This window comes from Paraburkholderia sp. JPY419 (genome assembly GCF_050435705.1).
Lineage (GTDB): Bacteria > Pseudomonadota > Gammaproteobacteria > Burkholderiales > Burkholderiaceae > Paraburkholderia > Paraburkholderia youngii.
Genome location: NZ_JBNDKV010000002.1, coordinates 3,058,268 through 3,084,367, shown reverse-complemented (window position 1 = coordinate 3,084,367; position 26,100 = coordinate 3,058,268). Strand labels below are relative to the sequence as shown.

Annotated in this window: 21 protein-coding genes; 9 read left to right on the top strand and 12 right to left on the bottom strand. The window is 66.5% G+C overall.

Translation table 11 applies throughout. The features are described from left to right. Positions 1-54 precede the first annotated feature (54 nt). The 6 genes from QFZ91_RS20395 (at position 55) to iolB (ending at position 7,871) form a co-directional block, all read left to right on the top strand. Positions 55-1,245, top strand: coding sequence for an ABC transporter permease (locus QFZ91_RS20395; protein ID WP_429568226.1), 1,191 nt, complete (start codon positions 55-57; stop codon positions 1,243-1,245). A gap of 13 nt (positions 1,246-1,258) precedes the next feature. Then, the gene (locus QFZ91_RS20390; protein WP_176108003.1) at positions 1,259-2,065 is read left to right on the top strand and encodes an ATP-binding cassette domain-containing protein; all 807 of its coding nucleotides are present in this window, start codon (positions 1,259-1,261) and stop codon (positions 2,063-2,065) included. An 86-nt stretch (positions 2,066-2,151) separates the two neighbouring features. Then, positions 2,152-4,176 carry a bifunctional 5-dehydro-2-deoxygluconokinase/5-dehydro-2-deoxyphosphogluconate aldolase gene (locus QFZ91_RS20385; protein ID WP_429568225.1) on the top strand — a complete coding sequence of 675 codons (2,025 nt, stop codon included), beginning with the start codon at positions 2,152-2,154 and terminating at the stop codon, positions 4,174-4,176. Beyond that, complete coding sequence (iolD, locus tag QFZ91_RS20380) at positions 4,173-6,146, top strand: 3D-(3,5/4)-trihydroxycyclohexane-1,2-dione acylhydrolase (decyclizing) (RefSeq protein ID WP_429568224.1); 1,974 nt, start codon at positions 4,173-4,175, stop codon at positions 6,144-6,146. The genes QFZ91_RS20385 and iolD overlap by 4 nt, the downstream gene beginning before the upstream one ends. 19 nt (positions 6,147-6,165) lie before the next feature. Then, positions 6,166-7,074 carry a myo-inosose-2 dehydratase gene (gene iolE, locus QFZ91_RS20375; protein WP_429568223.1) on the top strand — a complete coding sequence of 303 codons (909 nt, stop codon included), beginning with the start codon at positions 6,166-6,168 and terminating at the stop codon, positions 7,072-7,074. Continuing rightward, positions 7,071-7,871, top strand: a complete 801-nt coding sequence (iolB, locus tag QFZ91_RS20370; protein ID WP_429568222.1) for a 5-deoxy-glucuronate isomerase — start codon at positions 7,071-7,073, stop codon at positions 7,869-7,871. The genes iolE and iolB overlap by 4 nt, the downstream gene beginning before the upstream one ends. Positions 7,872-7,929: 58 nt before the next feature. Here the strand turns inward: iolB and QFZ91_RS20365 are convergent, their stop codons facing one another. Continuing rightward, positions 7,930-8,235 carry an NAD(P)-dependent oxidoreductase gene (locus tag QFZ91_RS20365; protein WP_429568221.1) on the bottom strand — a complete coding sequence of 102 codons (306 nt, stop codon included), beginning with the start codon at positions 8,233-8,235 and terminating at the stop codon, positions 7,930-7,932. 568 nt (positions 8,236-8,803) lie between these two features. Between QFZ91_RS20365 and QFZ91_RS20360 the strand changes: the two genes are divergently transcribed. Further along, complete coding sequence (locus QFZ91_RS20360; RefSeq protein ID WP_429568220.1) at positions 8,804-11,326, top strand: YadA-like family protein; 2,523 nt, start codon at positions 8,804-8,806, stop codon at positions 11,324-11,326. A gap of 177 nt (positions 11,327-11,503) precedes the next feature. Here QFZ91_RS20360 and QFZ91_RS20355 read toward each other — a convergent pair whose 3' ends face one another. The 9 genes from QFZ91_RS20355 to QFZ91_RS20315 form a co-directional block, all read right to left on the bottom strand. Next, the gene (locus tag QFZ91_RS20355; RefSeq protein WP_429568219.1) at positions 11,504-12,229 is read right to left on the bottom strand and encodes an ABC transporter ATP-binding protein; all 726 of its coding nucleotides are present in this window, start codon (positions 12,227-12,229) and stop codon (positions 11,504-11,506) included. After that, positions 12,226-13,026: an ABC transporter ATP-binding protein gene (locus QFZ91_RS20350; RefSeq protein ID WP_429568218.1), complete on the bottom strand. Its 801-nt coding sequence runs from the start codon at positions 13,024-13,026 to the stop codon at positions 12,226-12,228. The genes QFZ91_RS20355 and QFZ91_RS20350 overlap by 4 nt, the downstream gene beginning before the upstream one ends. Beyond that, a complete protein-coding gene (locus QFZ91_RS20345) occupies positions 13,023-14,339 on the bottom strand; it encodes a branched-chain amino acid ABC transporter permease (protein WP_429568217.1) in 1,317 nt (438 codons plus the stop codon). Before QFZ91_RS20345 ends, QFZ91_RS20350 begins: the two co-directional genes overlap by 4 nt. Continuing rightward, positions 14,332-15,270: a branched-chain amino acid ABC transporter permease gene (locus QFZ91_RS20340; protein WP_429568216.1), complete on the bottom strand. Its 939-nt coding sequence runs from the start codon at positions 15,268-15,270 to the stop codon at positions 14,332-14,334. The genes QFZ91_RS20345 and QFZ91_RS20340 overlap by 8 nt, the downstream gene beginning before the upstream one ends. Before the next feature lie 4 nt (positions 15,271-15,274). After that, positions 15,275-15,724, bottom strand: a complete 450-nt coding sequence (locus QFZ91_RS20335; RefSeq protein ID WP_429568215.1) for an acyl-CoA thioesterase — start codon at positions 15,722-15,724, stop codon at positions 15,275-15,277. 40 nt (positions 15,725-15,764) lie between these two features. After that, complete coding sequence (locus QFZ91_RS20330) at positions 15,765-16,913, bottom strand: iron-containing alcohol dehydrogenase (RefSeq protein ID WP_429568214.1); 1,149 nt, start codon at positions 16,911-16,913, stop codon at positions 15,765-15,767. Positions 16,914-17,066: 153 nt separating this feature from the next. Then, positions 17,067-17,597 carry an NUDIX domain-containing protein gene (locus QFZ91_RS20325; protein WP_176107984.1) on the bottom strand — a complete coding sequence of 177 codons (531 nt, stop codon included), beginning with the start codon at positions 17,595-17,597 and terminating at the stop codon, positions 17,067-17,069. 126 nt (positions 17,598-17,723) lie between these two features. Beyond that, the gene (locus tag QFZ91_RS20320; protein WP_429568213.1) at positions 17,724-18,755 is read right to left on the bottom strand and encodes a threonine aldolase family protein; all 1,032 of its coding nucleotides are present in this window, start codon (positions 18,753-18,755) and stop codon (positions 17,724-17,726) included. Between the two features lie 86 nt (positions 18,756-18,841). Then, the gene (locus tag QFZ91_RS20315; RefSeq protein ID WP_429568212.1) at positions 18,842-20,155 is read right to left on the bottom strand and encodes a YbfB/YjiJ family MFS transporter; all 1,314 of its coding nucleotides are present in this window, start codon (positions 20,153-20,155) and stop codon (positions 18,842-18,844) included. Between the two features lie 101 nt (positions 20,156-20,256). Here QFZ91_RS20315 and QFZ91_RS20310 point away from each other — a divergent pair, with 101 nt between their 5' ends. Then, positions 20,257-21,177 carry a LysR family transcriptional regulator gene (locus tag QFZ91_RS20310; protein ID WP_429568211.1) on the top strand — a complete coding sequence of 307 codons (921 nt, stop codon included), beginning with the start codon at positions 20,257-20,259 and terminating at the stop codon, positions 21,175-21,177. 163 nt (positions 21,178-21,340) lie between these two features. On the opposite strand, the gene alaS is transcribed toward QFZ91_RS20310, so the two are convergent. Then, the gene (gene alaS, locus QFZ91_RS20305) at positions 21,341-23,965 is read right to left on the bottom strand and encodes an alanine--tRNA ligase (protein ID WP_429568210.1); all 2,625 of its coding nucleotides are present in this window, start codon (positions 23,963-23,965) and stop codon (positions 21,341-21,343) included. 322 nt (positions 23,966-24,287) lie between these two features. Here alaS and QFZ91_RS20300 point away from each other — a divergent pair, with 322 nt between their 5' ends. Further along, the gene (locus QFZ91_RS20300) at positions 24,288-25,508 is read left to right on the top strand and encodes a CaiB/BaiF CoA transferase family protein (protein ID WP_429568667.1); all 1,221 of its coding nucleotides are present in this window, start codon (positions 24,288-24,290) and stop codon (positions 25,506-25,508) included. 18 nt (positions 25,509-25,526) lie between these two features. On the opposite strand, the gene QFZ91_RS20295 is transcribed toward QFZ91_RS20300, so the two are convergent. Further along, the gene (locus tag QFZ91_RS20295; RefSeq protein WP_429568209.1) at positions 25,527-26,087 is read right to left on the bottom strand and encodes an RBBP9/YdeN family alpha/beta hydrolase; all 561 of its coding nucleotides are present in this window, start codon (positions 26,085-26,087) and stop codon (positions 25,527-25,529) included. Positions 26,088-26,100 lie beyond the last annotated feature (13 nt).

Here is a 26,100-nt window from a genome sequence, read left to right as displayed (position 1 = left end):
AGGCATTGCGCCGACTCGCCGGTCGCGGGCGTATCAGTATCAAGGAGAGCTTCAATGGGTGTCGCCGACCTGTTTCATCCCCATCACCGCAAGCAACCGCCGTCCGATCCTCAGGACCCGGCGCAGTCTGCCGCGATGAGCGCCTCGCAAGCCGCTGCCGTCGACGAACGCGTGCGCGAGGAATCCTGGTTCCGCCATCTGCTCGGCCGACCGGAATTCGCGGCGCTCGCCGGCACCGTGATGGTGTTCATCGTGTTCGGCCTGGCCGCCGGCAACTCGGGGATGTTCAACCTCGACGGCGTGATGAACTGGTCGCAGGTCGCCGCCTATCTCGGTCTGATCTCGGTCGGCGCATGCCTGCTGATGATCGCCGGCGAGTTCGATCTGTCGATCGGCTCGATGATCGGTTTTGCCGGCATGATGGTCGCGCTGCCGACCATGTACTTCCACTGGCCGATCTGGCTTGCGATCGTGTTCGCGTTCGTCGGCTCGATGTTGCTCGGCGCGCTCAACGGCTATCTGGTGATGCGCACGCGCCTGCCGTCGTTCATCGTCACGCTCGCGTTTCTGTTCATTCTGCGCGGCCTCACGCTCGCGCTGTCGGTGATGTTCGCCGATCGCACGATCATCTCCGGTGTCGGCGACGTCGCGCGTCAGGACTGGTTCGCGCACACGTTCTTCCAGGGTGTCGCGTTCCGAGGTCTGTTCGTATGGCTCGGCCACCTCGGTCTCGTGAAGATGCTCGACAACGGCGCGCCGCTCGTGCCGGGCATTCCCAAGGTGCTGCTGTGGTGGTTCGTGCTCGCCGTGGTCTGCGCGTTCACGCTCGCGAAGACGCGCTTCGGCAACTGGATTTTCGCGGTCGGCGGCGATGCCAACGCGGCCAAGAACGTCGGCGTGCCGGTGCGTCGCGTGAAGATCTCGCTGTTCGTGCTGACCGCGTTCTGCTCGGCCCTGTATGCGGTGCTGCAGGTGTGCGATATCGGTTCGGCCGCGGCCGACCGTGGTTTGCAGGCGGAGTTCGAGGCGATCATCGCCGCGGTGATCGGCGGTACGCTGCTGACGGGCGGCTACGGCTCGGTGGTCGGCGCCTGCTTCGGCGCGCTGATCTTCGGCGTCGTGCAGATCGGCATCACGTACACCAACGTCGATTCCGACTGGTTCCGCGTGTTCCTCGGCGTGATGCTGCTGTTCGCCGTGCTGTTCAACCACTACGTGCGCGGCCGCGTCGCGGCATCGCGCTAGACGGAGGTTCACGATGAGCACCCCCGAACAGAACCCGGACGACATCATCTTGTCGCTCGAAAATGTCAGCCGCTATTTCGGCAACATCATCGCGCTGAACGACATCACGCTGCGGCTCAAACGCGGTGAAGTGCATTGCCTGCTCGGCGACAACGGCGCCGGCAAATCGACGCTGATCAAGACGCTCGCGGGCGTGTATCAGCCGAGCAAAGGCACCTACCGGGTGGACGGCAAACCGGTGCATTTCACGTCGCCGAAAGACGCGCTCGATCTCGGCATCGCAACCGTCTATCAGGATCTCGCGCTGGTGCCGCTGCTGTCGGTCGCGCGCAATTTCTTCATGGGCCGCGAACCGCAGAAAAAGCTGTTCGGCTTTCTGAACGTAATGGACCTCGAAACCTGCGCCACCACCGCGCGCGACAAGCTCGCCGAAATGGGCATCAACGTGCGCGACCCGCATCAGCCGATCGGCACGATGTCGGGCGGTGAGCGTCAATGCCTGGCCATCGCGCGTGCGATTCACTTCGGCGCGCGCGTGCTGATTCTCGACGAACCGACGGCCGCGCTCGGCGTCAAGCAGAGCTTCAACGTGCTGAAGCTGATCCATAAGGCGCGCGCCAAAGGCATCTCGGTGATCTTCATTACCCACAACGTGCACCACGCGTATCCGATCGGCGATTCGTTCACGCTCCTCAATCGCGGCCGCTCGCTCGGCACCTTCACCAAACAGACGATCAGCAAGGACGAAGTGCTCGACATGATGGCCGGCGGCGCCGAGATGCAGAAGATGATCGGCGAACTCGAAGGCGCGACGATCTGACCGATTCGCGCGGTGCGACCGGCCCCGACGGGTTTCGCCAGGCCGGCTGCCGCGCACTCACCGCGCACTGTTACTCAGGACTATTCATGGCTCACTCCAGCACCTCCAGCGCTAACGCAGCGGGCAGCCGGTTCCCGCCGGGGCGCGCCCGCGACATCGTGTGCCTCGGCCGGCTGGCCGTCGATCTGTACGCGCAGCAGGTCGGCGCGCGGCTCGAAGACGTGTCGAGCTTCGCGAAGTATCTCGGCGGCTCGTCGGCGAACATCGCGTTCGGCTGCGCGCGGCTCGGGCTTGACGCAGCCATGCTCGCGCGCGTCGGCAACGATCACATGGGACGTTTCCTGACCGAGACGCTCGCGAAGGAAGGCTGCGACGTGAGCCACGTGCGCGTCGATCACGAACGGCTGACCGCGCTCGTACTGCTCGGCCTGAAGGACCGCGACACGTTCCCGCTGATCTTCTACCGGGAGAACTGCGCGGACATGGCGATCGACGAGGCCGATTTCGACGAGGCGTTCATCGCGTCGTCGAAAGCGCTGTTGATCACCGGCACGCACTTTTCCACCGCACAGGTCGATCGCACGAGCCGCCGCGCGCTCGAATACGCGCGCCGCAACGACGTGCGCACCGTGCTCGACATCGACTACCGCCCGGTGCTGTGGGGACTGACGGGCAAGGCCGACGGGGAGACGCGTTTCGTCGCGAGCGAGGGGGTCAGCGCGCATTTGCAGCGGATTCTGCCGCTGTTCGATCTGGTGATCGGCACCGAGGAAGAGATTCGCATCGCCGGCGGCAAGACCGACCTGCGCGATGCGCTCGCGATGGTGCGCGCCGTGACGCCGGCGACACTGGTGCTGAAGCGCGGGCCGCTCGGCTGTCAGATCATCGACGGCGAGGTGCCTGCATCGCTCGACGCTGCGCCGATTCATGGCGGCGTCGAAGTCGAAGTGCTGAACGTGCTCGGCGCAGGCGACGCATTCGCTTCCGGCTTCCTCTCAGGCTGGCTGCGCGATCAGCCGCTCGAGGCCTGCGCGCGCGCCGCGAATGCGAGCGGCGCGCTGGTCGTATCACGCCACGGCTGCGCCCCCGCGATGCCGACCCCGGCCGAGCTCGATTACTTCCTGCGTGAAGCGCAGGCCGATCCGCAGCGCATGCGCCGGCCGGATCGCGATGCGAAGCTCGCAAGACTGCATCGCGTGTCGCCGGCGCGTAAAGCGTGGCACGAAGTGCTCGGTTTCGCATTCGATCATCGCAACCCGTTCTTCGAACTCGCGCAGCAGACCGGCGCCGACGAAGCGCGGATTGCCTCGTTGAAGGGCCTGTTCGTCGAAGCGGTCGCGCAGACCGAGCGCGCATTGAACCTGCAGGGACGCATCGGCGTATTGATCGACGACCGCTATGGTCAGGACGCGCTGAATGCCGCGACCGGCCGCGGCTGGTGGATCGGCCGTCCGGTCGAGCTGCCCGGCTCCGTGCCGCTCGTGTTCGATCATGGCCGCTCGATCGGCACCACGCTGATCGCGTGGCCGCAGGAGCACATCGTCAAATGCCTCGTGCAGTTTCATCCGGATGAGCCGATCGAGCAGCGGCTCGAACAGGAGGCGCAACTGCGCGCGCTGTATGACGCGACCCAGGCCAGCGGCCACGAACTGCTGCTCGAAGTGATTCCGCCGAAGCATGCGTCGCTGCCGCAGGGGCCGGACATCGTGTATCGCGCGTTGAAGCGCCTGTACAACCTCGGCATCTACCCCGAGTGGTGGAAGCTCGAACCGATGGACGCCGCGCAATGGCAGGCCATCGACGCGCTGATCGCCGAGCGAGATCCATATTGCCGCGGCGTCGTGCTGCTCGGCTTGTCGGCGGCGGTCGAGCAGTTGAGCGAAGGCTTTCGTGCGGCCGCACAAGCGGCGACGTGCCGCGGCTTCACGGTCGGCCGCACGATCTTTCACGAACCGAGCCATGCGTGGCTCGCCGGCGAAATCGGCGATGACGAACTGATCGCGCGCGTGCGCCACACGTTCGAAACGCTGATCGCCGCGTGGCGCAGTGCGCGCGGCGAACCGGCGGCGCATGGCACACCTCATCACGCTCATCAGGAGCAGGCCGCATGAACGAGGGCATCATGCATGACGACAGTCCATCCACCAGCGGCGCACCGCAAGCGCCCGTCCGCACCGGCGGCACGATTCGCCTGACGATGGCACAGGCGCTGGTGCGCTATCTGGCCGCGCAACGCGTCGCCAGCGAAGACGGCACCAGCGTCGAACCGCTGTTCGCCGGCGTGTTCGCGATCTTCGGCCACGGCAACGTCGCGGGCATCGGCGAGGCGCTGTATCAGCATCGCGACGCGCTGCCCACGTTCCGGGCGCACAACGAACAGGCGATGGCGCATAGTGCGATCGCCTATGCGAAGGCCCACTTTCGCCGCCGCATGATGGCCGTGACGACGTCGATCGGCCCCGGTGCGACCAATCTGCTGACCGCGGCCGCGCTCGCGCACGTGAACCGTCTGCCGGTACTGCTGCTGCCCGGCGATATCTTCGTGTCGCGTGCGCCCGATCCGGTACTGCAGCAACTCGAGGATTTCAACGACGGCGGCGTATCCGCGAACGACGCGTTCAAGCCCCTATCGCGCTACTTCGATCGCATCGTTCAGCCCGCGCAATTGCTGAGCGCGCTGCCGCGCGCGATCCGCGTGCTGACCGATGCCGCGTCGTGTGGCCCCGTCACGCTCGCGTTGCCGCAGGACGTGCAGGCGCAGGCATGGGACTTTCCGGAGGACTTTTTCACGCCGCGCGTCGTGCGTACTCATGCACCCGCGCCGCGTAGCGACGATCTCGACGCCGCGTGCGCGCGCTTGCGGCACGCGAAGCGGCCGCTGATCGTCGCGGGCGGCGGCGTGCTGTACAGCCGCGCGGCCGATGCGCTGCACCGCTTCGCGAGCGCGCATGGCGTGCCGGTCGCGGAAACGCAGGCCGGCAAAAGCTCGCTCGCGTGGACCGATCCGCTGAATGCGGGCGCGCTCGGCGTGACCGGGTCGCCCGCCGCCAATGCGCTCGCGCATGACGCCGATTGCGTGCTCGCGCTCGGCACGCGGCTGCAGGACTTCACGACCGGCTCGAACACGCTGTTCACGCAAGCCGACGTGATCGCGATCAACGCGAATGGCTTCGACGCGCTCAAGCATCGCGGCTTCGTCGTCGAAGCCGATGTGAAGCTCGCGCTCGATGCGCTCGCCGGGCCGCTGCAAGGCTGGCACGCCGAGCGCGCGTGGACCGCGCGCGCGCACAAGCTCGCGGCCAGTTGGCGCGACACCGTGCAAACGCTCACGCATGCGCCGCAACGCGACGCGGTGCTGCCCTACGAGGGCGACGTGATCGGCGCGGTGCAGCGTTCGAGCGCCCGCTCGCCGGCCGACGACATCGTCGTCTGCGCGGCCGGCACGCTGCCCGCCGAGCTGCACAAACTGTGGCGCGCGGGCCGGCCCGGCGCGTATCACGTCGAATATGGCTACTCGTGCATGGGCTATGAGATCGCGGGCGGCCTCGGCGTGAAGCTCGCGCGGCCCGAGCGCGAGGTGATCGTGATTCTCGGCGACGGCAGCTATCTGATGATGAACAGCGAGATCGCGAGCTCGGTGATGCTCGGCGCGAAGCTGATCGTCATCGTGCTCGACAATCGCGGCTTCGGCTGCATCAATCGACTGCAACAGGCTTGCGGCGGCGCACCGTTCAACAATCTGCTCGACGATTGCGCGCACGGCCCGGAAGGCGTGCCGCGCATCGACTTCGCCGCGCATGCGCGCGCGCTCGGCGCGCAAGCCGAACATGCGCGCAATCTCGCCGAACTCGAAGTGGCGCTGCAACGCGCACGCGCGGCCAAGGGCACGTACGTGATCAGCATCGACACCGACCCGGCTCGCACCACCGAAGACGGCGGCTGGTGGTGGGAAGTCGCGGTGCCCGAAGTATCGACGCGCATCGAAGTGCGCGACGCCCGCGCGAAGTACGACGCGCAGCTCGCCGCGCGCGCGGCGCCATCCGCACCGTCTTCGCCGCCACAGGGCGCCGATCAGGACTGAGAACCATGAGGACTTCGGCATGACTGCTTTCGACGTACGCATCGGCATCAATCCGCTATCGTGGATGAACGACGACCTGCCGTCGCTCGGCGGCGAGACGCCGCTCGAAGTCGCACTGACCGAGGGTCGCCAGATCGGCTATCAGGGCTTCGAGCTCGGCAACAAGTTTCCCCGCGAGCCGCAAGCGCTGAAAACGCTGCTCGCACAATACGACCTCACGCTCGTGTCCGGCTGGTATTCGGGACAACTGGCCAAACGCAGCGTCGCGGAAGAAATCGACGCGGTCGGCCCGCATCTGGAATTGCTCGCGCAAAACGGCGCGACCGTGATGGTGTATGGCGAAGTCGCCGATTCGATCCAAGGCGCGCCGCGCCCGCTGTATCAACGGCCGCGCTTTTTCAGCGACGCGCAATGGGCCGATTACGCGGCACGCGTCGATGAATTCGCGCGCTATACGCTGAGCCGCGGCGTTCGGCTCGCCTATCATCATCACATGGGCGCGTATGTAGAAACGCCAGCCGACGTCGATCAGTTGATGGCGCGCACCAGCGACGCGGTCGGCCTGCTGTTCGACGCCGGGCACATCACGTTCGCGGGCGGCGATCCGGTGGCCGTGCTCGACAAGCACATCGCGCGCGTTTGTCACGTGCACTGCAAGGACGTGCGCCCCGCCGTGATGAAGCTCGCGCGCAATCGCAACTGGAGCTTTCTCGATGCGGTGATCGCCGGTGCGTTCACGGTGCCCGGCGACGGCGCGGTCAATTTTCCGGCGCTGATCGACCGGCTGAAGCGGCATGGTTATTGCGGCTGGCTCGTCGTCGAGGCGGAGCAGGACCCAGTGGTCGCGCCGTCGTTCGATTATGCGCAGAAGGGGTACGGAACTTTGCGGGCGCTCGTCGATGCGCCGCTCGGCAAGGAGGCAGCATGAGCTTATTGGTAAAGGCAGAGCGCGAAGGCCAGACGATCGCGCGCGTCACGCCGCAGTCGGCCTGCTGGCGCTATGTAGGATTCGCCGCGTACCGGGTCGGCGCGAAAGAGCTCGTGTACGTGTTCGAGCCGGCGCGCGAAACGTGCATCGTCGTGCTGAGCGGCGCGGTCGATATCGAAACGCCGGATACGACGTGGAGTTCGCTCGGTTCGCGCGACAGCGTGTTCGAAGACGCGGCGCCGTACGCGGTGTATCTGCCGCCGAACGTGCGCGCGACGGTGCGCGCGAACCGCGACGCGGAAATTGGTGTCGCTAGCGCGCCGGCCAAGGGCGAATATCCGGCGCGGCTGATCGAGCCGGCGTCGATGAAGCGCTCGACGCGGGGCAAGTCGCTGAATACGCGCTACGTGTGCGACATTCTTCCGCAGACCGAACCGGCCGAGTCGTTGCTGGTGGTCGAAGTGAGAACGCCGGGCGGTCACGCGTCGAGCTATCCGCCGCACAAGCACGACACCGACAACATTCCGCACGAAAGCTCGCTCGAAGAAACCTATTACCACCGGCTCGATCCGCCGCAAGGCTTCGCATTTCAGCGCGTCTACACCGACTCGCGCGATATCGACGAATCGATGGCCGTCGAGGATCACGACGTCGTGATGGTGCCGCGCGGCTATCACCCGGTCATCGTGCCGTATGGCTACGACTCGTATTATCTGAACGTGATGGCCGGTAGCCAGCGGGTCTGGCACTTCCATAATGATCCGGCGCACGAATGGATCATCCATAAGGATGCTTGACCATTCGTGACTCGACGCGGTCGGCCTCGACGCGGCGGGCCCGTCAGGGCCCTGCCCGTCACACCGCCAGGTTGGCGGGTTCACCGCGCACGAAGCGTTCGATATTGCCCATCAGCTGATCCGCGAGGCTTTGCTGCGCCTCATCCGAAGCCCACGCCACATGCGGCGACACGATCACATTCGGCCGCCCGGCGATCCGCATCAATGGATTGTCGGCCGCGGGCGGCTCGCCTGACAGCACGTCGAAGCGTATCCCGCTGATCAGCGCATCATCGAGCGCGCGCACGAGCGGCCCGAGTCCGTCGCGGTCCTTGTGGGCGGCGAACAGCGACCGCATGCCGAACGCTTTCGCGATCTCGGCCACCCGCTGCCTCTGTCTTGAGAGCCTGCTGCTCGCTCAACGCGATCTGTAAACCGGGACACTCGTCGCACCGTTGGGGCTCGATGGGTTGAAGGTAAACGGCTACACGCTGAACCCTGCTCAGATCGTGCGCGGATCTGCCCCGAGCTGTAAAGCTTTCAGGAGTGGCTATTCGGGGGCTTCGGGCGGGCTGAAGCGTCTGCCGGGATTCTTTGCTCAATCAAACGCAATGCCCCTTTTGGCCGTCGTGCCGACGGAATATCTGACGTCGCGCGCTTCCCCGCATTAACAAGCAGTTCTGTCGACATACCAACCCCTCATCTCAGACTCGGCTTATTTTGTTTCTATCTCAAAAATCTAAACTGAACTCAGTTTCAGAGATCTGGCAGAAGACGCGGAAGACGCTTCAGGTTGATCCGGGCATTGCAGGTTGTTTCTGTTGCCTCAAGCCTGCTAGCACGTTATTGCCCCTGTTTCCATAGCTGATATTAGAGGGCCAAATAGGGGCGACGACAATCTTCGATTACTTCGCAGACCTACCGTTATATCTAACTCCGATAGGAATCACATCATGAACAAGTCCTACATCAGCATCTGGAATGAAGCGCTCGGTTCGTGGATAGCAGCTTCCGAGAAAATGTCGGCGCGCGGTAAGCGAAGCAAGTCACGGACTGTGGCCGGAGCGATCGCCACTGCGGTTGTGCTTGCAGGAGTGTCGGGGACCGCCGCATCAGCCGTGATCGGCACGCCGGTTGAGGCGACCAACGGGACCTACTCCGGAACGGACACGGATTCCGCCTCTGCCACAGCCCCGGACTCCGTCGCGGTGGGTGCCGGAGCGACTGCATCGGCGCAGGGGACAACAGCGGTCGGCGGGGCTAGCCTTGCGGACGCGCTGAATGCAACTGCGATTGGCATTCAGGCGACCGCGTCCGGGGAGGCTTCGAATGCTATTGGCTGGCACTCGATTGCTTCCGGAAGTGGCAGCAATGCAATCGGCCAATACGCGAACGCCGCTGGCGACTGGAGCATGGCGCTTGGTTACGAAGCGGACGCGACGAATTACATGTCGACAGCCATCGGCACGTTGGCGGCCGCGAATGCGGATAATTCCGTGGCGTTGGGCGCGTACTCGGTCGCCGATCGCGCGGATGTGGTGTCGGTTGGCAACGCAGGGGCCATGCGGCAGATCACGAATGTGGCGGCCGGCACGCAAGACTCGGACGCGGTCGTCGTGTCGCAGCTCAGGAACGTGAGCACGGCGCTCGGTGGCGGTGCAGCGGTCAATGCAGATGGTTCCATCGCGGCGCCTGCCTACAACGTGGGTGGTACGGCGGTCGACAACGTCGGCGATGCGATCATCAACCTCGATGGCCGCACCACGCAGAACACGTCGCAGATCACGAGCCTGTTGAATGGCTCGGCCGGTCTGGTGCAGCAGGATGCGAGCACCCGTGCCATCACGGTGGCGAAGGACATGGACGGCACGGTGATGAACGTGGCGGGCACCGCGGGCAACCGTACGGTGACGGGGGTGGCTGCGGGCGCAGTGCGGGCATCGAGCGTGGATGCGGTGAACGGTGGCCAGCTGTACGGCACGGCGTGGAGCACGGCCCGGGCGCTGGGCGGTGGTTCGATCGTGCTTGCGGATGGCTCGATCAGCGCGCCGAGGTTCAGCGTGGGTGGCTCGACGGTGTATAGCGTGGGCGAAGCCGTCACCAACCTCGACGGTCGCACGACGCAGAACACGGAGGACATCGCACAGAACACGACCAGCATCACGCACGTGCAGAACCAGCTTGCTGACGGCACGGTGGGTCTGGTACAGCAGGACGCGAACACGCGCGACATCACGGTAGCGAAGGACATGGACGGCACGGTGGTGAACGTGGCGGGCGCGGCGGGTAACCGCACGGTGACGGGCGTGGCGAATGGCGCAGTGAACGCATCGAGCGTGGATGCGATCAATGGCAGCCAGCTGTACGGCGCGGCATCGAGCACGGCCGAGGCACTGGGCGGCGGTTCGACCGTGAACGCGGACGGTACGCTCAGCGCACCGAGCTACAGCGTAGGCGGCACGACGGTGCACAGCGTGGGCGATGCCGTCACGAACCTCGACGGTCGCACGACGCAGAACACGGAGGACATCACGAAGCTGCAGACCCAGGTGGGCGATGTCGGCACCCAGTTGTCGGCCGCGGTGCAGTACGACCGTCGCGCTGACGGCTCGGTGAACCTCGGTGCCGTGACGCTGGGTGGAGGCCAGAGCACGGGTCCGGTGATCCTGACCAACGTGGCCAACGGCACGAGCCAGTACGACGCGGTGAACTTCGGCCAGTTGTCGGCGTTGCAGGATCAGGTGACGGATCTTAACGGGCAGGTGTGGAATCTGGGCAGCCAGCTGTCCAACGTCCAGCCGGGCAGCTCGAATTCTGATGCCTCGAATGGTTCGTCTTCGGGCGGCGGCAACGACGCGGTGGTCAACGCAGCAGCGCCGGGTATCGGTGCGGCCAGCACGGTGGCTGGAGCGGGCGCGGCAGCCTCGGGCGACAACGCGACGGCAGTCGGCGCCAACGCAGCGGCAAGCGGCGTCAACTCGACGGCGATCGGCACGGGCTCGCAGGCCGCCAATGCGAGCTCGGTGGCGTTGGGTCAGGGTTCGTCGACGGACCGCGACAACTCGGTGTCGGTGGGTTCGGCCACGCAGCAGCGTCAGATCACCAACGTTGCAGCGGGTACGGCGGACACGGATGCGGTCAATGTCGGTCAGATGAACAGCTCGGTTGCCCAGGGCGTGCAGCAGGCCAACAACTACACCGATCAGCGTATCAACGCCACCAACCAGGCAATCAACGACGTCGCGAAGAACGCTTATGCAGGCATCGCAGCGGCAATGGCAATGCCGAACATGACGCCGTCGGGTCCGGGCAAAACGATCGTCGCGGCGGGAGGCGCGACTTATAAGGGTGGTAGCGCAGCAGCGGTAGGCGCCACGTATCGCTCGAGAAATAACAAGTGGCTCGTCAACGCTGCGATGTCGGTCACTTCAACTGGCGATGCAGGTGTACGTGCGCAGGTTGGCTACGAGTTCTGATAACCATGTAACGAAAAAAGCAGCAGACCGGTCAGTCGAATAGTTGTTGAGCGAGTGTGTGGAAGGAGTCTTGCCGTTCCTGGCAAGACTCCTTTTTTATTTGGTGCGCCCAACATGGGCGCATTCCTGCGGATGCAAGTTCCGCCATCAGCTAGTCCGCGCTCGAAAAGTCCCGCATCAGCCCACTCCGAGCCACTCCCGCATCACATCGTCACGCGACAAAAACGACGCCAGCGCGCCGTCGAACACAATCTCCCCATGCCCCATCACCGCGACTCGGCTCGCGATGTCCTGCGCGATCACGAGCCGCTGCTCGATCAACAGGATCGCGACACTCCGTTCGCGCAACGCGCGCAGACAATCCGCGACCTGCCGCATCACGAGATTCGCGAGCCCTTCGCCGGGCTCGTCGATCAGCAGCAGATCGGGGTCTCCGAGCAGAGCCCGCGCGAGCGCCAGCATCTGTTGCTCGCCGCCCGACAGCGCGCCGGCACGCGTGCGCTTGCGCTCGGCGAGCACCGGGAACAGCGCATACGCGTCGTCGAGCGTGAAGCGCGGCGCGCGGCCGCGCGCACGCGATGCGGCAACTGGCGCAATGCCGAGCAGCAGGTTTTCATGGACACTCAGCGCGTCGAACACATCGCGATGCTCGGCCACGTAGCCGAGCCCGAGCCGCGCGATCTCGAACGTGCGCAGACCCGCGAGCGAGCACCCCGCGAAGCGCAGTTCGCCCTCGCAGCGCACGAGGCCCATGATCGCGCGTGCGAGCGTCGAGCGGCCCGAGCCGTTGCGGCCGACCAGCGCGATCACTTCGCCGGGCTCGATGCTCAGCGTGACGCCGTGCAGCGCCTGGCTCGCGCCGTACCACGCGTTCAGGTCGCGAATGTCGAGCAGCGCGCTCATCGGCCTGCCCCGTTGTCCGGTTCATCACCGGCCCGAGCGCCTGAGCCCGGATCGAAGCGCTCACCCAGATATGCGGCCCGCACCGCCGCGTCCGCGCGAATCGCGGCCGGCGACCCGCTCGCGATGATGCGCCCCTGCACCAGCACCGAAATCCGATCGGCGATCGCGAACACCGCGTCCATGTCGTGCTCGACCATCAGCAGCGTGCGGCCCGCGGTGGTGTCGCGGATCAGCTCGATCGCGCGCGCCGCCTCGGCGCGGTTCATGCCCGCCGTCGGTTCGTCGAGCAGCAGCGTATGCGCGCCGCCCGCGAGCGCGATGCCGAGGTCGAGCGCGCGCTGCTCCGCATAGCTGAGCGTGCCGGCCGCGACGTCGCGGCGCGGGCCGAGGCCGACCGCGTCGAGCACGTCGGCAGCGCGCGCATCGATCGCGGCGGCGCCGGTCAGACGCTGCCACCAGCGCGTACGATCGCGCTCGGCGAGCTGCGCCGCGCAGCGCAGATTGTCGAACACGGACAGCCGCGCGAACACGCTGGTGCTCTGGAAGCTGCGCGCGAGGCCGCGGCGCGCGATCGCGGCCGGCGCGAGCCGCGTGATGTCCGCGCCGAACAGATGGATACGCCCCGCGCTCGGCCGCGCGCCGCCGCCGATCAGGTTGAACAGCGTCGATTTGCCCGCGCCGTTCGGGCCGATCAGCGCGTGCCGCTCGCCGGCTTCGATGGCGAGATCGACGCCGCGCAGGATCGGTGTCGCGCCGAAACGCTTTTCGATGCCGTAGAGCGCGAGTGCGGGGATCATCGTGCGGCTCCAGAGGATCGTGCCGCGCGTGCGTGCGCGGTGACGCGTGCATGCGCGCGCAGCGCATGGCGTGTGGACAACGTAGCCAAGGCAGCGAGCGCAACGAGTGTCAGCGCCAGAGGAAGCGGCGACAGCGTCGGTGCGACGGTGACATCAGTACCCGCACCGGCGCCGAACAATGCGCTAAACGCCGCGCCTTCGTCCGCCCCGAACTGCGCCGCATAGGCCCACTGCACCGCGATCACGATGGCCGCGAGCCACAGCAGCCCCGCCGCCGCACTCCACAGATAGGCGGCCCGGCAACCTCGCCAGCCATAGGCCGCAATCCGCGCCACCTGCCGCGACGCAAAGCCAGCAAGCCCGTCCGGCGCGGCCATCACGACTACGACAAAGAACAGCCCGAGATAGAACAACCATGCCCGCGTGACACTCGCGACCACCACGCTGAAAAACGTCAGCACGATCGCTCCCGCGACCGGCCCGAAGAACGCCGCCGTGCCGCCGATCACGGTCGCGATCAGCACCGTGCCCGAGCGCATCATGCCGACGCTCTCGGTCGACACGAGTTCGATATTGATCAGCCCGAGCGTCCCCGCGATGCCCGCGAAAAACGCCGACAGCACGACCACGCGATAGCGAACCCGGCGCGGATAGCAGCCGATCGCCGCCGCGCGCGCCGGGTTGTCGCGCACCGCGTTCGCGAGCCGCATGAACGGCGTGCGCGAGAGCGCGAACATCGCGACACTCGCGACGACGCACCACAGCGCGATCAGCGCATAGGCCGCGCGCGCCGGACCGAAGTTCCAGCCGCCGAGGGGCGGCCCGTTCGCGCGATCGATCGCGACGCCCGCCTCGCCGCCGAACCAGCCCGGCAGCGTCCACGCGGCCGCGACGACGAGTTCGCCGAGACCGAGCGTGATCATCGCGAACGCGGTGCCGGCACGGCGCGTCGCGATAAAGCCGAACAGCACACCGCACAGCGCGCCGCCGATGCCGCCGACCAACGGCAGCAGCACGAGCGGCACGCCAGTCGCGTTGAACACGCGCGCGGCGACCAGCGCGCCGAGCCCCGCATAGGCGGCATGTCCGAACGACAGCAGCCCGGTCTCGCCGAGCAACAGGTTGTACGACAGTGCGAACACGATCATCGTCGCGCTTTGCGCAAGGTAGGCGAACAGCCAGCTGTGCGGCCAGATGAAAGGCGGCACGGCCAGAAAGGCGACGAGCGCGAGCCAAGGCACGAGCGCGCGGCCGGGCCTGCAAGGCGGCACCCTGCCTTTCACCGCATCTGACGACCCGCTCCGCCTATGCATGATCGTCACGCCGTCCGAACAGCCCGCGCGGCCTCATCGCCAGCATCGCGACGAGCAGCAGGTACGGCAGCAGCGGCGCGACTTGCGCGAGCGTCAGCGCGTCCCATTCCGGCGGCAGCACCGCGCCGACGAGCGAGACCGCGTCGCCCAGCGACAGATCGCTCGCCACCGCCAGCGTCTGCACGCACCCCACCAGCAGCGACGCGACCAGCGCCCCGCTCAGCGACCCGAGCCCGCCGATCACGACCACGACGAACACGATCGAGCCGAGCGACTCCGCCATCGCCGGCTCGATCACGAACAGCGGCGCGCCGATCACGCCGGCCAGCGCGGCGAGCGCGGTGCCGGCGGCGAACACGCCGGTGAACACGCGCGGCACGTTGTGGCCGAGCGCTTCGACGGCCTGCGCATGCGTGAGCGCGGCGCGCACGATCAAGCCCGTCTTCGACACCCGTAGCATTGCGACGAGCGCGGCGACCATCGCGAGCGACACCGCCATCATGAACGCGCGATAGCGCGTGAAAACCGCGCCGTACAGCGAGAACAGCGGACCGTCGAGCACGGCCGGAATCCTCGCCGACAGCGGACTGAGTCCCCAGCCGAGCTTGACGAGTTCGCCGAGCAGTAACGCGGCGCCGAACGTCAGCAGCAGCTCGGGAAGATGACCGTGCCCGCGCACGCGCCGCAGCAGCCAGCGCTCGAGCGCCGCGCCGAGCAGACCGACGACGAGCGGCGCGACTACCAGCGCGCTCCAGAAACCGGCGCGCGCCGCCACCGAAAAGCCGACGTACGCGCCGAGCATGTAGAAGCTCGCATGCGCGAAGTTGAGCACGCCGAGCATGCTGAAGATCAGCGTCAGCCCGGCCGACAGCATGAACAGCAACAGCCCGTAGCTCAGGCCGTTGAGCAGAGTGATGATGAACGACTGCACGCGTTTAGTCCGCCGGCCCGGCGACCCACAACGGTTCGAGCGCCGCGCGCAGTTCGGCGGGCAGGTTCACCGGCCGGCGCGTCGCGCGATCCACGTAGACGTGCACGAAATGCCCCTGCGCGGCGGGCGCGGCGTCGCCGTCGCGAAACAGCCCCACCTCGTAGCGCACGCTCGACGTGCCGAGCCGCGCAACGCGCAAGCCCGCGTCGATGCGATCGGGAAACACGAGCGGCGCGAAGTAGTTGCACTGCGTCTCGACGACGAGCCCGATCGTCGCGCCGTGCTCGAAATCGAGCACGCCCGCGCGGATCAGATACTCGTTCACGACGGTGTCGAAATAGCTGTAGTAGACGACGTTGTTCACGTGGCCGTAGACGTCGTTGTCCATCCAGCGCGTGGTGATCGACAGGAAGTGCGGATACGCGGCGCGGCCGGCGGGGGCGGGTTTGTTCATCGGACGTGGCGGTTGGTGGATGCGAGGAGGCGGGGCTCGGTCACAAAGACTCGGTCAGCATGCGGCGATAGTCGTCGGCACTCGCCTCCCGCGGATTCGTGCGATGGCAATGATCGAGCAGCGCGCCCTGCACGACCTTGTCGAACATGCTTTCGTCGACGCCCATCTGCCTGAGGCCGGTCGGCAGGCCGAGTCGCGCGGTCATGTCGAACAGCGCCTGCGCGAGATCCGCATGCTCGGGCACCCCCATCACGCGACGCATGCGCGCATAGCGACGCTCGGCCACCACGCTCGGCGCGCGCTCGTTGAAGCGCAGCACCGCGGGCAGCACGACCGCGTTCAGCGTCCCGTGATGCAGCGACGTGCGGCCGTTCACCTTCAAACCGCCCAGCGGATGCGACAGCGAATGCACACAGCCGAGGCCCTTCTGGAACGCCATCGCGCCCTGCATCGACGCGCTCATCATATTCAGGCGCGCCTCGCGATCGCTGCCGTCCGCGCACGCGCGCTCGATGCTGTGCCACGCGCGTTCGAGGCCGTCGAGCGCGATGCCGTCGGCGGGCGGATTGAAGGCCGGCGCGAGGAAAGTCTCGATGCAATGCGCGATCGCGTCCATGCCGGTCGCCGCGGTGAGCCCCGGCGGCAGGCCGAGCGTAAGACCCGGATCGCACAGCGCCGATTTCGGCAGCAGACTCCACGAATGAAACCCGAGCTTGCGGCCGTCGTTCAGGATCACGATCGCGCCGCGCGCGACTTCGCTGCCGGTGCCGGCCGTGGTCGGAATCGCGATCAGCGGCGCGACGGCGTCGGTGATCTTCGCGCTGCCGCCTTCGATCGTCGCGTACTGCGTGAGCGGCCCCGGATGCGTGGCCGCGATCGCGACGCCCTTCGCGAGATCGATCGACGAACCGCCACCCACCGCGATCAGCCCGTCGCAGCGCTCGTCGCGATACACCTGGGCCGCCGAGAGCACCTTTTCCTCGGTCGGATTCGACGGCGTGTCGTCGAACAGCGGCACGTCGCCGAGCTTCAGCGCATCGAGTGCCTGCCGCGCGATGCCGGCCGCGACGACGCCCTTGTCGCTGATCACCAGAGGCCGCTTGATGCCGATGCGCGCGCACTCAGACGACAGTTGCGACAGTGCGTCGTAGCCCAGATGAATATGGGTCAGGTAGTAGATGTAGGCCATGCCGTTGCTTCTCCCTGAGCGTGCGCTCGTTGACCGCTGATTGACGTGGATGAACGATTCGGTGATGCGTCGATGGCTGTGCCGTGGGCTGACTCTATGTTCTCTGCGTTGTCTGTGTGCTGGCCAATGTTGCGGCTCGGTGGGCGCAGCGCTTCACAACCCCGGACGCTCGACGAATTCGAACGGCAAATTGCGCCGCCGCATCCATTCGCCGAGCGCTTGCCCCGTGCCCGCGCGCCAAGGTCGCAGCTTCGCGGGCTCGACGAGCCGGTATTCGAGCAGTTCGGGCGACAGCGCGATCGTCCCATGCGCCTTCACGTGATACGCGATGATTAGCTCGTTCTTGCGGATGAATTCGTACACGCCGATCAGCTCGACCGACTCCGTATGCAGCGATGTCTCCTCCATCACTTCGCGCGCGATGCCCTGCTCCGGCGTCTCGCCGTTTTCGAGGAAGCCGGTGATCAGCGCGAACCTGCCCTCGGGCCATGCGGCATTGCGCGCAAGCAGAATCTTGCCCTCGTACTCGACGATCGCGGCGACGACCGGCAGCGGATTATTCCAATGAACGTAACCGCACTCGGTGTCGGGACAGATCTGGCGGACGCGGCCACCGTCGTGCTCGGGGTCGGTGCGTTCGGTCAGAGGCTTCGCGCAGCGGGGACAGAATCGGTACTCGGTCATGGCGGGGGACGTCTCGTTGTTTCGTGTTTTTTGGCGGGTCGTAGTGGAGCGGCTTTGCGTGTGTGCCGAGTGGTGCGTCGCGGCGCCGTTTGTTACCCGGGTTCCGGCAGCTTCACGCGTCTTCGATCACGCGACGCAAAGTTCGCGCACGTCGGCGGCGAAACGCTCGACCGTTTCGGGCTGCGTGTCCCACGCGCACATCAGCCGGCAACCGCCCGCGCCGATGAACTCGTAAAACTTCCAGCCACGCGCGCGCATCGTCTTCGCGGCATGCGGCGGCAACTGCGCGAACACCGCGTTCGATTCACTCGGAAACATGATGCTCACGCCCGGGATTTCCTGCAACCGCGTCTCCAGCAAACGCGCCATCGCGTTCGCGTGATGCGCATTGCGCAACCACACGTCGTTGTCGAGCAGGCCGAGCCATGGCGCGGAGATGAAGCGCATCTTCGATGCGAGCTGTCCCGCCTGCTTGAGCCGATAAGCGAAATCGTCGGCGAGCGCGCGGTCGAAGAACACCACCGCCTCGCCGACTGGAAGACCGTTCTTGGTGCCGCCGAAGCACAGCACGTCGACACCCGCGCGCCACGTGATTTCCGACGGATGCACGTCGAGCGCGGCAACCGCATTCGCGAAACGCGCGCCGTCCATGTGCACCTTCAGATGACGGCGCTTCGCGATCGCCGCGATCGCGCGCACTTCCTCGACGCTGTAGACGGTGCCGACCTCGGTCGACTGCGTCAGCGTGACGACCTTCGGCTTCGGATAGTGGATATCGGCGCGCCGCGTGACGATGGACTCGATCGCATCGGGCGTGAGCTTGCCGCCGATGCCCGGCGCCGTGAGCAGTTTCGAGCCACCTGAAAAGAACTCGGGACCGCCGCATTCGTCGGTCTCGATGTGTGCCAGGTCGTGGCAGATCACCGAGTGATACGACTGGCACAACGACGCGAGCGCGAGCGAATTGGCCGCCGTGCCGTTGAACACGAAGAACACTTCGCAATCGGTCTGAAACAGGTCGCGCAGACGGTCGCAGACCTGGTTGGTCCAGGAGTCGTCGCCGTAGGCCGGTTCGTGCCCGCTGTTGTTGGCGGCGATCAGCGCGTCGAGCGCTTCGGGACAGATGCCGGCATAGTTGTCGGACGCGAAATGTTGCATGGTCGAGCGACGCGCCCGGCGACAGGCGCAAGGGAATGACGGAAAGCGGTCATTTTAGTGCGCTCGTGCGAGATTTGTTTTCGGTGCTAGTTGCAACCGCAATCCGGCATACGACCACGGCGCGGGCCGTGCGGCACGCGCATCACTGCGATCAGCCCTGCCGCCCCCGCCATCAACGCGCCCGCGGCGAGCCACAGCGCCAGCGCAAACGATCCCGTGTGGGCGGCGATCGGCGCGGCCACCAACGGACCCGCGATCTGTCCGATGCCGTAGGCGGCCGTCGCGTAACCCATCAGCCCGGCCGCGTCGTCGCCGCGCAGCCGCCGCGCCTCGCGCATCGCGAATAGCGTGATCGCGGTAAACGGCAGGCCGATCAGGATGCTGCCGAGCGAAAAACCGCCCGCCGTCGGCCACACGATGCCCAACGCGATGCCGATTGCCTGGAGCACATACGAGCCCGCGAGCAGCGTGCGGTTGTCCCAATGCAAGGGCAAACGCGCGGCGAGCAACGCGCCGACGATCAGCGCGGCACCGAACATCGGCCAGAACAGGTCCGGCCACGCCGAGCCCGGCAACGCGTGGCGCGCGATGACCGGCAAAAAGGTCGCGGTGATGATGTAGCCGAAGCCCGGGATACCGTAGAGCAGCACCAGCCAGAATGCGTCGCTGCGGTGGACGGCATGACTCGTCCGAACGCCGGCCGTACGGGGCTGCGGGTTTGCGCCTGCGCGTGATCCGGTGGCGGATTTTGCGGTCGAGGAGCTCGCAACGGCAGGCTTCGCCGCCCCCATGCGCCGCGTCTCCCCGAACACCGGCCACACCAGCACGGTCAGCACCGCGCCGATCAACGCAAAGCCGATCCATCCGACCACTGCGCCATAGCCGCCCGCGACGCTGACCAGCAGGCCGGTCCCGACGATGCCCACGCCCGGCCCGGTGTAGATGACCCCGCTCCACGCATTTGCGCCGAGTTCGGCGAGCCGCCGCAAGCCCCACTGCGACGCGAACACGAAGGTCCACGCGCTGACCGCGCCGGCGACGAAGCGCACCAGCGCCCACACCCAGAACTGGCCGGTGACGCCCATCGCGAGCGTCAGCAGCACGGTCGCGGCGAGTCCGACGCGCACCATGCGCGCGGGCTCGGCCCGCAGCGCCGCGCACGTCATTGCGCCGACGAAATAGCCTGCGTAATTGAACGACGCGAGCCAGCCGCCATGCTGGATATCGAGGTGCGGCTGGCCGAGCGCGGCGCCGTGCAGCATCAGCGGCAACAGCGGCGTAAAAGCAAAGCGCCCGATCCCGAGCGCGACGGCCAGCGCGGCCATGCAGGCGAGCGCCGCGCGCCGGGCCGCGTGCGGTTCGTGGAAGCGCGAGTACGCGTGGGAAACAAGGTCGTTCATGATCGGACGGTCAGGCAGCGATGGGGTGAATCCATCTTAGCTTGACCTTTCGATCACGAAAAATGAATAATTAGGATGTCATTCATCGCCGGGAGAGAATCATGGATCTGGCCGCTCTGACCATTTTTCGCGCGGTCGTACGCGAAAACGGCGTGACGCGCGCCGCGGCGAAGCTCAATCGCGTGCAATCGAACGTGACCACGCGCATCAAGCAACTCGAGGAGCAGCTCGGCACCGAGCTGTTCATCCGCGACGGCCGCCGGCTCGTGCTGACGCCGGCCGGCGAGACCCTGCTGCCCTACGCCGAACGGCTGCTCGCGCTCGCCGACGAGGCGCGTCACGCGGTGCGCGAGGATCGCCCGAGCGGGCGTCTGCGCCTCGGCACGATGGAAAGCGTCGCGGCGACGCGTCTGCCGGCCCTGCTCGCGCAATATCACCAGCAATGGCCGGCCGTCGAACTGGAGCTGGAGACCGGCACGACCGGCAGGCTGATCGAGCGCGTGCGCGAATTCGAGGTCGATGCGGCGCTGGTCGCAACGCCGCTCGATCCCGCCACGCTCGGCGATGTGTTCGAGACCGTGGCGATCTTCCGCGAGGAACTCGTGATGCTGACGCCGCGCGGCCATCGGCCGATCCGCGAAGTGCGCGACATCGCGCTATCGACGCTGATCGCGTTCGAGCGCGGCTGCGCGTATCGCGCGTATATCGAGAAGTGGTATCTGGAGCATGGGGTGCGGCCGGCGCGCGTGCTGGAGCTCGGCTCGTATCACGCGATCGTCGCGTGCGTGGCGGCCGGCGCGGGCGTCGCGGTCGCACCGCGCTCAGTGCTCGATCTGCAGCCCGACACGAGCAATATCGCGGTGCACGAGTTGCCCGATATCGGCATCATCGACACGCTGCTGGTGTGGCGACGCGGGCATTTTTCGTCGGCGCTCAATGCGTTGCGGCGCGCGCTGGTCGCGTCGCAGGAAGGGACGGCCGACGCGGATGCCGCGGCGCCCGTGGATACGAATGTGGTTTGATCGTTGAATCCGCTGCGCCGGCAAAGAGGTTCGACGCAAGCCGAACGGCTTCGGCAAAAACGAAGGGGCCACGCAACGCGCCGACTCTGCTGGCGCGCCGCGTAGCCCCTTTGTCGAACCCGGCTCGACTTCGCGTCAAGCCGGACTCAACCGACCATCAGATTCAAAGCTGTGCTTCGACCCAGCCCTTGACGCCCGCGAGCGCCGCCGGCAGGTTGGCCGGCTCGGTACCGCCAGCCTGCGCCATGTCCGGACGGCCACCGCCCTTGCCGCCCACCTGCTGGGCCACGAAGTTGACCAGTTCGCCCGCCTTGACCTTCTTGCTGGCGTCGGCGGTCACACCGGCGATCAGGCTGACCTTGCCGCCTTCGACCGACGCGAGCACGATCGCCGCGCTCTTCAGCTTGTCCTTGAGCTTGTCGACCGTTTCGCGCAGCGTCTTCACGTCCGCGCCTTCGAGCGTTGCCGCGAGCACATGCACGCCGCCCACTTCGATCGCCTGGCCGGCGAGTTCGTCGCCCTGGCTCGACGCCATCTTCGACTTCAGCGCGCTCAGTTCCTTCTCGAGCGCCTTTACCTGGTCCTGCACCTGGCCGATGCGCTGCGTGAGTTCCGCCGGTTGCGCCTTCAGCACGGCCGCTGCCGCGTTGACGCGCGCTTCGAGCTCCTGCACATAGCGCACCGCGTTGTCACCGGTGATCGCTTCGACGCGACGGATACCGGCCGCGACGCCGCCTTCCATCACGATCTTGAAGAAGCCGATGTCGCCCGAGCGATTCACGTGCGTACCGCCGCACAGCTCACGCGAGAAGCCGAGGTCGAGCACGCGCACTTCGTCGCCGTACTTTTCGCCGAACAGCGCCATGGCGCCGCCCTTCACCGCATCGTCGTACGACATCAAACGCACGATACCGGGCGCGTTCGCCAGCACTTCCGCGTTGACGATTTCCTCGACGCGGCGGATCTGTTCGTCCGTCATCGGCGCGTTGTGCGCGAAGTCGAAGCGGGTCTTGTCGGCGTCGACGAGCGAGCCCTTTTGCTGCACGTGCGAACCGAGCACCTCGCGCAGCGCCTTGTGCATCAGGTGCGTGGCCGAGTGGTTGCGCGCCGTGCGAGCGCGGCGCACCGCGTCGATTTCCGCCTTGACGACGTCGCCAACCTTCAGCGTGCCCTGCTCGAGCGTGCCGTGATGGCCGACCACGTCGGCCTGCACCTTCAGCGTATCCGCAACGGCAAAGCGCGTGCTGGCGTTCGCGAGCACGCCCTGGTCGCCGACCTGGCCGCCCGACTCCGCGTAGAACGGCGTGTGATCGAGCACGACGACCGCCGGCTGGCCGGCTTGCACCTGCCGCACCGACGCGCCGTCCACATACAGCGCGACGACCTTCGCGTCGTCGAAGACGATTTCTTCGTAGCCGTGGAACGTGGTCTTCGCGCCCGAGTATTCGAGGCCCTGGGCCATCTTGAACTTGCCCGCCGCGCGCGCCTGCTCGCGCTGACGTGCCATCGCATCGTCGAATGCGGCTTCGTCGACCGTCACTTCGCGCTCGCGGCAGACGTCCGCGGTCAGGTCGAGCGGGAAGCCGTAGGTGTCGTGCAGCTTGAACGCGAGTTCGCCGTCGAGCGTCTTGCCACCCTTGGCGTCGAGATCGGCCAAGGCGGCTTCGAGAATCGACATGCCGTGCTCGATCGTCTCGAAGAAGCGCTCTTCTTCCTGACGCAGCACGTCGGTCACGCGCTGCTCGGCCTGCGCCAGTTCCGGATAGGCTTCGCCCATCTGCGCCACGAGGTCGGCGACGAGGCGATGGAAGAACGAACCCTTCTTGCCGAGCTTGTAGCCGTGGCGGATCGCGCGGCGCACGATGCGGCGCAGCACGTAGCCGCGGCCTTCGTTGCCCGGAATCACGCCGTCGACGATCAGGAACGAGCACGCGCGGATGTGATCGGCGATCACCTTCAGCGAGTTGTTGGTCAGATCGGTCACGCCGGTTTCGCGGCCGGCGGCCTGGATGAGCGCCTGGAACAGGTCGATCTCGTAGTTGCTGTGCACGTGCTGCAGCACTGCGGCGATACGCTCGAGGCCCATGCCGGTGTCCACGCATTGCTTCGGCAGCGGTGTCATGTTGCCCTGCGCGTCGCGGTTGAACTGCATGAACACGAGGTTCCAGATTTCGATGTAGCGGTCGCCGTCTTCCTCGGGCGATCCCGGCGGGCCACCCCACACGTCCGGGCCGTGGTCGTAGAAGATTTCCGAACACGGGCCGCACGGGCCGGTGTCGGCCATCTGCCAGAAGTTATCCGACGCGTAGCGCGCGCCCTTGTTGTCGCCGATGCGGATGATGCGCTCGACCGGCACGCCCACTTCCTTCGCCCAGATGTCGTGCGCTTCGTCGTCTTCCTGGTAGACGGTGACCCACAGCTTGTCTTTCGGCAGCTTGTAGACTTCGGTCAGCAGTTCCCACGCGTAGTGGATCGCGTCGCGCTTGAAGTAGTCGCCAAACGAGAAGTTGCCGAGCATCTCGAAGAACGTATGGTGACGCGCGGTGTAGCCGACGTTCTCGAGATCGTTGTGCTTGCCGCCGGCGCGCACGCTGCGCTGCGCGGTCGTGGCGCGCGAATACGGACGCGATTCCGCGCCGAGGAACACATCTTTGAACTGCACCATCCCCGAATTGGTGAAGAGCAGCGTCGGGTCGTTGCCGGGCACGAGGCTCGACGAACGGACGATCGTATGGCCCTTCGATTCGAAGAACTTGAGGAATTTCTCGCGGATATCAGCGGCTTTCATAGCGTGCGGGGGACGGTCCTGACGGTTCCTGACGAAGACTGGCGGTCGATGGGATGCGCCAACTGTCTGTTTCTTTAAACGACTGATTATACGGGATCGGCACGCGTGCGCGGCACTGCGCGCCGGCGTGCTGGCCATCCGGCCAGCACGGCATGCGCCCGCTGCGACGCTCGCGTGTCCGATCGTCCGAACGGCGCTATGACGTTCGGCTGACTGCGCCCGCGAGCGGGAATCGCTTAAGATGACTTCCACGAAACTTCGCGCGAAATGGCGCATGGCGGCTCGCCGCGCGGCCCGCAACCATCAGGAGACATTCAGGAATATGGGCGCTCTCAGTCACATCCGCGTGCTGGATCTCACCCGCGTGCTCGCCGGTCCGTGGTGCGCGCAGACGCTCGCCGATTTCGGCGCCGACGTCATCAAGATCGAACGCCCCGAGGTCGGCGACGACACGCGCCACTGGGGGCCGCCGTATCTGCGGACGCCGGACGGCGCGGACACGCGCGAAGCCGCCTACTATCTCGCGGCGAACCGCAACAAGCGCTCGGTCACGCTCGACATCGCGTCGCCCGAGGGCCAGAGGATCGTGCGCGAACTGGCAGCGCAAAGCGACGTCGTGCTCGAAAACTACAAGGTTGGCCAGTTGAAGAAATACGGCCTCGACTACGAATCGCTCAAAGCGGTGAAGCCCGACCTGATCTACTGCTCGGTCACGGGCTTCGGGCAAACCGGGCCGTATGCGCAGCGCGCCGGTTATGACTTCATCGTGCAGGGCATCGGCGGCTTCATGAGCATTACCGGTGAGCGCGACGGCCAGCCGGGCGGCGGCCCGCAAAAGGCCGGCGTCGCGATCGCCGACCTGATGACCGGCATGTACTCGACGATCGCCGTGCTGACCGCGCTCACGCACCGCGACCGCACGGGCGAAGGCCAGTACATCGACATGGCGCTGCTCGACGTGCAGGTCGCGATGCTCGCCAACATGAACTCGAACTACCTCGCGAGCGGCCAGCCGCCGGTGCGCTGGGGCAACGCGCATCCGAACATCGTGCCCTACCAGACCTTCCAGACGAGCGATGGCTGGATCATCGTCGCGGTCGGCAATGACGGACAGTTCCGCAAGTTCGTCGAGGTGGGCGGCCGCCCTGAACTCGCCGACGACGACCGTTTCGCAACCAACCCCGCGCGCGTGCGCAACCGCGAACTGCTCGTGCCGATGCTCGCGGACATGGTCCGTCTGCAGGGCAAGCTGCAATGGATCGCGACGCTCGAAGCGGCCGGCGTGCCGTGCGGGCCGATCAATAACCTCGACGAAGTGTTCGACAACGAGCAGGTGGTCGCGCGCGGTCTTCAAGTGGCTCTGCCGCATCCGTCGGGCGGCACGGTCAAGCTCGTGCGCAATCCGATCAACATGACCGGCACGCCGCCGCAGGCGCTGAGCCATCCGCCGCTGCTCGGCGAGCATACCGAGCGCGTGCTGCGCGACCTGCTCGGATACGACGCGCAGACGATTGCCGAGTTGAAGCGAAAAGCGGTGATCTGATCAACGAGGCGGCGAGACTCAGCGCGCACGCGCTAGCGAAGCCAGCCAGCCCCGCCCCTCGTTCCAATCGCCGAGGCCGCTATCGGCGTTGATGTGGCCGCGCGCGCCGATGCCGATCCAGCGGCTGCCCCACGCGCTCGCGCAGGTTTGTGAAAAAGGCACGCCGCCATACGGATCGTCGCTGCTCGCCACGACAATCGTCGCAAACGGCAGGCGCTCGAGCGGCACCGGCGCAAAGCCGGTCGCGTCCCGCGGGAAATGCGCTTCGGCCGGATCGGGCACGGCGACCAGCAGCGCGCCGGCCACTTTCGCGAGTTGCGCCGCGCTCGCGTACTGCGAGGCCCAGAACGCCGTGGTCAGACAGCCGAGACTGTGAGCGGCCAACACGACCGGCGCGTCCAGGGAATCGAGCGTGGCGACCAGCGTGCGGCACCAGGCGTCGCGCGAAGGGTGGTCCCAGTCCGGCATCCGCACGCGGACGAACGCGGGATCGAGCGCTTGCCAGCGCGTTTGCCAGTGGCCTGGGCCGGAGTCCAGATAGCCCGGCAGTACTAGTTTGGTTGGTTCTTGTTCGGTCATCGTGCTTCCCCGT